This is a genomic window from Ascidiimonas aurantiaca, from assembly GCF_037646345.1.
GTDB lineage: Bacteria > Bacteroidota > Bacteroidia > Flavobacteriales > Flavobacteriaceae > Ascidiimonas > Ascidiimonas aurantiaca.
Genome location: NZ_JBBEWR010000004.1, coordinates 237,236 through 245,641, shown reverse-complemented (window position 1 = coordinate 245,641; position 8,406 = coordinate 237,236). Strand labels below are relative to the sequence as shown.

Annotated in this window: 9 protein-coding genes; 3 read left to right on the top strand and 6 right to left on the bottom strand. The window is 34.2% G+C overall.

Annotated elements, in window-relative coordinates:
• Positions 1-296: 296 nt before the first annotated feature.
• The 3 genes from WAO84_RS06150 to WAO84_RS06140 all read right to left on the bottom strand — a co-directional run bounded on the left by WAO84_RS06150 (position 297) and on the right by WAO84_RS06140 (position 3,801).
• The gene (locus WAO84_RS06150) at positions 297-2,042 is read right to left on the bottom strand and encodes an FAD/NAD(P)-binding protein (protein ID WP_340064435.1); all 1,746 of its coding nucleotides are present in this window, start codon (positions 2,040-2,042) and stop codon (positions 297-299) included.
• A 518-nt stretch (positions 2,043-2,560) separates the two neighbouring features.
• Positions 2,561-3,238: a hypothetical protein gene (locus tag WAO84_RS06145; protein WP_340064433.1), complete on the bottom strand. Its 678-nt coding sequence runs from the start codon at positions 3,236-3,238 to the stop codon at positions 2,561-2,563.
• A 173-nt stretch (positions 3,239-3,411) separates the two neighbouring features.
• Positions 3,412-3,801, bottom strand: coding sequence for a hypothetical protein (locus WAO84_RS06140; RefSeq protein ID WP_340064431.1), 390 nt, complete (start codon positions 3,799-3,801; stop codon positions 3,412-3,414).
• 314 nt (positions 3,802-4,115) lie between these two features.
• Between WAO84_RS06140 and WAO84_RS06135 the strand changes: the two genes are divergently transcribed.
• On the top strand, positions 4,116-4,571 hold the full coding sequence (locus WAO84_RS06135) for a helix-turn-helix domain-containing protein (protein ID WP_340064430.1): 456 nt from the start codon (positions 4,116-4,118) through the stop codon (positions 4,569-4,571).
• On the top strand, positions 4,561-5,124 hold the full coding sequence (locus tag WAO84_RS06130; protein ID WP_340064429.1) for a PIN domain-containing protein: 564 nt from the start codon (positions 4,561-4,563) through the stop codon (positions 5,122-5,124). The genes WAO84_RS06135 and WAO84_RS06130 overlap by 11 nt, the downstream gene beginning before the upstream one ends.
• A 707-nt stretch (positions 5,125-5,831) precedes the next feature.
• Here WAO84_RS06130 and WAO84_RS06125 read toward each other — a convergent pair.
• Both WAO84_RS06125 and WAO84_RS06120 read right to left on the bottom strand, forming a co-directional pair.
• A complete protein-coding gene (locus WAO84_RS06125) occupies positions 5,832-6,026 on the bottom strand; it encodes a hypothetical protein (protein WP_340064428.1) in 195 nt (64 codons plus the stop codon).
• Positions 6,027-6,129: 103 nt separating this feature from the next.
• Complete coding sequence (locus tag WAO84_RS06120) at positions 6,130-6,639, bottom strand: cadherin repeat domain-containing protein (protein WP_340064426.1); 510 nt, start codon at positions 6,637-6,639, stop codon at positions 6,130-6,132.
• Between the two features lie 283 nt (positions 6,640-6,922).
• On the opposite strand from WAO84_RS06120, the gene WAO84_RS06115 reads away from it, so the two are divergent.
• A complete protein-coding gene (locus tag WAO84_RS06115; protein WP_340064425.1) occupies positions 6,923-7,837 on the top strand; it encodes an MrcB family domain-containing protein in 915 nt (304 codons plus the stop codon).
• Between the two features lie 3 nt (positions 7,838-7,840).
• Here WAO84_RS06115 and WAO84_RS06110 read toward each other — a convergent pair whose 3' ends face one another.
• Entirely contained in the window at positions 7,841-8,386 is a 546-nt protein-coding gene (locus WAO84_RS06110) for a CopD family protein (protein WP_340064424.1), read from the bottom strand.
• Between the last annotated feature and the right edge of the window lie 20 nt (positions 8,387-8,406).

The window sequence follows — 8,406 nt, the reverse complement described above, 5'->3', positions numbered from 1 at the left end:
AAACGGTCAACGATAAAGATATTTTTATGAATTTAGCATTGTCCTAAAAAGGGTAAGGCTTCAACATGGCTAAAATGCCTATACCACCTTCCAAAATAGAAACGTCTTCGAGAATAATTGCAGAAGCTGTGATTGAACCTATTGACACGGTAACAATCCAGTCAAAATTATTCAATTTAGATGTTGAACGTTTACGTAACAAACGTATGTAGTCGATATTTAAAACGTATATGAAGATTGCCGATGCCAGAAGTCTCCAAATATCTTCACTGTTAAATTCAAATAGTTTCTCTATATTAATCGTAATTTTTCTTTAGCCAGTTTAAATGATTTTTCGATGCTTTTTCAGCCCACATTTCTGGTCTCTTCCCAAAACATTCTAAAATTGCATCTACACCTATAACTGTTCCTTTTGCTAACCTACCTAATAAAGCAATCGGTATTTTATTATCTATATTTTCTGATACCAAATATCCGTATTCATCGGTAACAATACCAAACTCACTATGCACAGGTTCCATAATGTTATCTGCAAGTAATTTACTAACTAACGGTGCTGTCACCGCCTTTACCTTGGGACTATCTATCATAGAATCAATCATAATGCTTGCAGTTATTTGTTTTTTGTTTGATGATAGTTCCCAGCCTTTTTTAGTTAGGCTGATGGATGGATTATTTGCAAAATCAATATTTAAAAACCCTACTTTAATGAGAGCTATCATTTGTTGTATACTTTCAACTGGTGGACCAAAAGAATACCTTTTCGTGGATTCATCTATTTGTATTATTTCTCCAAATACTTTTTCATCACATTTGTTATGAGATAAGGCAGAATATATAGTTGGTTGGCAATATCGCCAAACCTGACCAACGCAGTAATCCAAGCTAATAGGTGTTTTTCCAGTGGCCATTCCTACAAACTCTTCCATAGTACTCAATGGTGATTGATTGTTTGCTGTAATCAATGAATGGGTATAAGACGGGGCTTTCAACCAAAGTTTTATTACTTCTTCGATGTTTTCAGTTACGCCTTCTAAATTTTTGAAAGGTAAATTATTGAATATTTCCTTAGCTATAGGAGCAAATGCATTGAGAAGAAAATCAGGAGAATTTGCAGACTGCTGTGTTTGATGATTTGCAATTTTTTCTTCAAAATCAGATAACGACTGTTGAGTAGGTTTAAATAATTTGTCAATATTTGCATTGAGCGGTTTTGGAACAGGAGGCAAACCATCTAATGAAAACGGTACAATTAAATTTTGTGTCAATTGGGTCGAATCAAATTTACACCCCCTGGTTTCGATATCAGTATAGATAAAATTACCAAAATTCAAGGCTATTGCCCTTGTAATATCAATCATAGCTAAACCAAAACCTCTTATGGCTATAGTGCTATTAATTGTTAATGCTTTATGGTGTAAATATTTTTTTATGGGATATGCTTCTTTGAATAGATGGACGTGTGTATTCTTTGAAACATATTGTTCCCACTGTTTTATTTGTTTATCATCGCTGGTTGGTTGATGACCTATAGTGAGCAAAGCTTCATCAAAACCTTTGTATTCATTTTCAGATGTTTTTAATAAAAGTTTGCCACTGGGTAGCCATTCTAAATACTCAACTTTTTCATTGATTATAGTGGCTAAACCTTCATTTATTAAAGGTTGCACAAGAGAATTGAAGCGTTGTGATAGATATTTACCCATTTTAGAACGAGGTGGATAAGTATCGGGATTGGTCTCATCAAAATCTTTGTCTTTAAAAGCCCATTGCTTGTATGAAGGAAATTCATTGATAGAAAGAGAATCTAATCTAAATGCTTTTCTTTTGGGCAAATCCGTAATTCTTTCAGTAATATTTATCCAGTTTGAAGAATTTTGTTTTAAATTATATACTTGACCATTGCCGTAATTTTGTGTTTGTTCAAACAAGGCTATATGTATGTTCTTAAATCCTTTCTCGCAGTTCAATTTCTCAACTAGCTTCTCAAACGCAAAACCACCACGCGGCCCAATTCCAATAATTGCTATATTTCTTTCCATTTCAATTTTGTATTGAGACCAACACCCAAATATAAGCATTGCGGTTATTTATATTTTACTAATGGCAGTTATCTACATGTTTCTATAAATATAGTAATGATGGTTTGTTTTTCTGTAAGGGATATATATTTATGTAGTAATGGTATAGTATCACTATGAGTTATGGGGTAGTGTGTGTTCTTTTTGGGTTTTGTTCCTTTTTACTCGTCTAAAAAGGAACGGAAAAAGGACGCCTTTTCCTTAGGGGTTTTGCTACGCAAACCGTACTCGAAACACTGCCCTGAGGAAAAGGGATGTCTTTCTAAAGAACTTTTGGCAGGGTGCCCTTCGGCAGGCTTAGGGCACCCCCTTTTACAAGCTCAACGATCTGGACTATGAATAGTTGCGCCCGCCTTGCCGCGAGGCAGGTGGTTTAACACTTAACTTAGCAAGCCTGCCTAACGGCAGGCAGGTACACGAAACTGATACGAGTGTAGCGAACTGGGGGCAGTAAATTGCGATTACATTATTGGTATATGTTATTTTTTTTGATTCATAATTTGAACAAACGTTTCGTGTAAATAAATCAATCTCAATTTTTTTTCTGCACTTTTGTTGTACAGAATTACTTCTATTTCCGTTTCTGGACTTAATTCTTTTAAAGGTCCAGCAAACATATCTGATTCCACTTTTGCAATGGTGTCAAGGTAATTTGTTTTTCCTTGTAATATTAAATTCCCAATTATTTGTTTTGCTTGATTCATTGTCGGACTTCCTGAATCTCTGAAATAATCAGTTTTTTTGATTTTTCCATTTTCTATGTCTGGGTTATAGGTAAATCCATAAATACTGTCTTTTGTCAAAATAGCTCCTTTTTTTGTGAAGTCTATTGAGAGCGAATTGTTCAACGACTTTTGCTCAATGATCGCCAATGAGTCTAATTCAGTTAATTTGATATTAAAAAACTCAATTATTTCCTTGAGCTTTTTTGCTCTGTCAGCTACTGATTTTTTTTTATTGTCGATTAAGGTTTCTTTATATCCTTTTCCATTAACAGCTCGATAAAGGCTATCTGTTTTTTTGTCAATTGTTTTGGTAAAGGATACAGATTCATAAACTTCCCAAGAACTTTTCAGCTTTTGAGTATATAATTCTTTGAAATCTTGTCCATTTGCAGATGAAGAAACAAATAGTAATATGAATAGGCTTTTTTTCATAATGTATGCTAGCTATCTGGGCTATAAATAGTTGCGCCCGAATTGCCGCGAGGCAGATGGTTTAACACTTAACTTAGCAAGCCTACCTGACGGCAGGCAGGTACATACGAAACTGACACGAGTGTAGCGAACTGGCGCAAGCAAATTGCGGTTACATTGTGGTAAAACGTTTTTTAATTTTGTTCTACATTCAGTTTTTCCAATTCTGCATTTAATTCAGCGAGTGAATTCGGGTCAATTATTTGTGTATTGATAGTCAATTGTTTTTTGTCTGTTTTTAAGATATAGTCTCCCGAAAATTTTTTTATCCGTTTTATTTCGGTTAGATTCAGTTTTTTTCCAAATGGCCCATTTACATTTAAAATTCCGTTTTCAATGGTTAAATAATTGTAATTCTTTTGGTAATAGTAAAGGCCTAAATACATTAGCGAAATAAAAATCCAACCATAATCAGTCCAATTGGGTTCTTCTTTTCCAAATACTCCAACAAAGAACCAAACCAACCAAATAAGTCCAAAAATCAAGTTCATATTCAGATGTCTTTTTTTATATGCTATTTTCATATTCTCAAATGTTTTACAGCATCTTGGCTATGGCAAGTAAGGCAACAGGGAAACCTTTTCGATTCCGTCTGCACTCGTAGCCAAAGCCTTTTTTTTGTTTTGTATTTACTTTTTCATTTTAAATGCCAAATACAAAAGATTTGGTGAACTTGGCAAACACATCCAAGCCTTTAAATATAGTACTTTATACCCTATTTGCTATAGCTATTGTTGGCATTAGTTTTATTTTCACACGATAATTTAACTAATCCTTACATCATCGTTTCGTTTATTTCGTTTAAGTTTGTATCAAACCTTAACAACTAAGATTAAATATGGAACATTACAACCACATAAAAAGGCCATCAAAAGAGGAGCAGATTACAGCGATGGAATCTTATAACGCTCTCGCTGCTACATTGGAACAACTGACTTCTAAAAATCCAGAAATTGAGATTGAAGAAACTGAGGAAAAGATAAAAATACCTCTCAAAGCCCTTAAACTTTTAGCTAAAATTTTAAAAGCAACTAGTGAAGGTAAGCCTATTTCTCTAGTTCCAATGGCTACAGAAATGACTACTCAGTCAGCTGCTGAATTTTTGGGATGTTCCCGCCCACATTTGGTTAAGTTACTAGAAGAGGGTAAGATACCATTTACCAAAGTGGGTAAGCACAGAAGGGTTAGGTTTGAGGATGTTGTTAATTATAAGAATGAGATGAAAGCCAAACAAGAACAGATTTTGATGGATATAATGAAATTTGATGAAGAATTAGGACTGTATGATTCATAGTGTTCGTTTTACATGTGTTTTAGACTCGAATATTATTTATCCAATTGAGATTAGGGATTTGTTGTTTTGGTTTGCTCACTACGAATTGTTTACACCAAAATGGAGCAATCACATTTTCGATGAATGGCAAAAAGTGATGAAGGAAAAAGGAATAAATGAGGAGCAAATCAAGAAGCGAACAAATATGGCTAATTTGGCCTTTCCCGATGCGCTTGTCTCTAACTATGAGCCTCTGATTGAAACTTTAACTCTTCCAGATTTAAAGGATAGGCATGTTATGGCCGCCGCTATTAAGACCAACGCCAATGTCATTGTAACCAATAATCTTAAACATTTTCCAGGAGAGTATTTAGCCACTTTCGGATTGTCCGTAAAATCAGCTGATGATTTTATTACCGACATCATTGATTTAAACCATGAGAAGGCAGTTGAAGCGTTTCGAAAATTAGTCTTAAACAGAAGAAATCCTGATTTAGATGAATTTGAGGTTTTGGATATTTTAAGAAAAAATGGTCTGAAAGAATCTGCAGATTATCTACATTCATTGATTTGACAAATTAATGCCAACACCCAAATATAAGCATTGCGGTTATTTATATTTTACTAATAGTAGTTATCTACATGTTTCTATAAATATAGTAATGATGGTTTGTTTTTCTGTAAGGGATATATATTTATGTAGTAATGGTATAGTATCACTATGAGTTATGGGGTAGTGTGTGTTCTTTTTGGGTTTTGTTCCTTTTTACTCGTCTAAAAAGGAACGGAAAAAGGACGCCTTTTCCCTAGGGGTTTTGCTACGCAAACCGTACTCGAAACACTGCCCAAAAGGAGTACCTCCTCCTTTTGGTGTACCACCAGTGCTTTCTCGTACTACCCGGAGGAAAAGGGATGTCTTTCTAAAAAGCTTTTGGCAGGGTGCCCAGCGGCGAGATAAATGCGGGTAGCGGTAATACTCTTATGGGCCCGGTTGCGGTATAACTTACAAGCTTAAAATACAAAGCTTGTTTTTATAAGGTGCCTGCCCGTTTTGTACATGCACCTCTCTATATGCACCATACACCTGTTAATTTTTTACAATACCCTGGCTATTTTACTGCTTACCCTTTTTGTTTTTTTGAAGCGTATAGGTGTTTTACTAAACACACTACCTGTTTTTGGTATGCGCATGTGTATTTTACCTGTTGGTATGACTATTTGCAACGGGTAGTTGTGTATTTGAACGTGGTACTTGCTTATATGCTTTTTAACCCGGTGGGTTTAGGCATTTTCTTTGGGCCTCCTGAAAATTATTTTGCTTATTTCTCTGGCTTGGGCATTGGAGGTACCGAAAACGGACTTTACGTAGGCTTTTACGGCCAGTGCTACATCTATAAGGCCGGTATTGGGCTGGTTAATGATGTTTATACGCGTATCGCGTTTACGGCTATGTATATAAAAAGTAGCGTCTGTCATAGACAGGCAGGGGTTAGGATGTAGTAAAACTTGCCAACACAAGCGCAGCGAACCGACGGCTGCAAATGCCGGTTACATCGTTGTGTAACAGTTTCAATTAATTTTAAGCATATCCATTAATCCTTAATTCCGAATATGTTTTATTTGTCAAATTTACTTTTATATTGAAATAACAATTTCCTCCATCGTGCACAATCATCAAATCTTTTTTCCAATCATCGCTTTCCCAATCATTACAGAAAAAATTAATCCATATTTCTTTTTCTCCTTTTTCGTTTATTACAGGAACATATTGTCTTTTCTTATCTTTTAGTTCTAATTCAAACCCAGTTTCAGTCCATGTATTTTTTGGATATTCTTGATTATGTTTTTGTAAATATTTCCTCTGTCTTTCGTTATTCTCTTGGACTGCGATATTCAAAATTTTTTCGATTTCAATCAATTCATATTGAGTGAGTTCAGTTGATTTTACATTTTTAAAAATCCAATACCAGTCTTTATTAAACGGTAGAATTACAAAATCCGATTCAGGCAAATCAAATTTAGATTGAGTGTTTTTCGTTTCGTTACAAGACGAAATAGTGATCAGAAAAATAAATATCAATGCTTTCACGTTTTTGTTTTTCAACAGTTGCCCCAACACCCAAATATAAGCATTGTGGTTATTTTAATTATGGGAGTTGTCTAAATACTCTTACCAGTATAATAATGATTATTTGCTTTTCTATAAGAGGCACATGGATGCTCTTTTTTTGTGGCTAAAGAAACAACAGACTCTATGGTTTTACCGTAAACTCTTAAAAATATTGTTTTATATATTTATCTCTTAATTGTATAATAATTATATCATCACTATCTAGGATAGATCTAAGAAATCTATGAATAGTTGACATGGAATGAATAATGTTTTAAGAGAGCCTATTGAAAATTATTTAATCGAAAAATCTAAAGCTTTCGGTAAAAATTGGCTTGCGAATAAATTTAGAAAGGAGTTCCCCTCTCAAATTACCGAATTAATACCCGATAAAACAAGATATAAAGTAGTTGGCTCATCAGGCAAAGGCAATTGGACGGAATGTCCATGGATTGCTATTTTAGATATTTTAATAACAAATAGCCCTCAAAAAGGATACTATCCAGTTTTTATCTATAAATCTGACATGAGTGGCATTTATTTATCTCTAAATCAAGGTGTAACCGATGTTATAGAAAACTATAAAAAAGAGGCTATATCTGTTTTAAAATTAAGAGCTAAAGATTACAGAGCTAAGATCAATTATAATGATAATGATTATTTAACCAAAATTAACTTGAGCTCAAACATTCGAAATGCTAAACATTATGAAGCAGGTAATATAATTGCAAAGTATTATCCAAGAGAAAACTTACCCAACGCTTCTCAACTAAAAAATGATATTTATGAAGTTTTAGAATTGTATGAAAATCTTACTTACATAGATAATTCTTTTAATGATCGGTTGGATATCCATGGGATAGAGAAAAAGAAAGTTAGGTTACATGAAAGAATTGAAAGAAACTCTTACTTGTCTAAAAAAGTTAAAAAAATAAAAGGTTATAATTGCGAAGCTTGCAAAATGACATTTACAGAAGTATATGGAAACATTGGCGAAAACTTTATCGAAACACATCACCTAAAGCCTATTTCGGAACTTGGCATTGGGAACTTCAAAGTTAATTTAAAAGAAGACTTTGCCGTATTATGTAGTAACTGCCATCGAATGATACACAAATTAGAAGATCCAAGTGATTTAGAAAAGTTGAAAAAAATTATAGAACAAATAGCAAAATAAAACTTACCCTTTACGCTCTCGTACACGTTTGTACCATTTTATACCCAGCATAAGCAGTAGGGCCAATATAAGAAGGCCCACTACCCCAAATATCCAGCTAATGGCATTTTTAAGGATTACGAGAAATACTACGGCAAATAAAATAATGGTGGCCCCCTCGTTCCAAATACGCATAAACCCGGAAGTATATTTTACCTCATCGCGTTGCAATTGCCAAAGAATTTGATGGCATTTTAAATGATACACGATAAGCAGTACTACAAAAGCGAGTTTTACATGCATCCATCCCTGTTCTAACCAACCCGGTTGTAAAAAAAGTAGCCATATAGCAAAAAGGGTAGCCAATACGGCGGAGGGCCAGGTAATAATATACCAAAGGCGCCATGCCATAAGTTTTAACTGTTTTCCCAGTATTTCTTTTTCGGGAGAGGGTTTGTGAAAGGCTTCTATCTGGTATATAAAAAGACGTGGAATGTAAAAAAGCCCTGCAAACCAGGTAATTACAAAAATGAGGTGTAGTGATTTTATATAGTTGTAATACTCTGCCATAGTGCCTTGTAATGAGATCG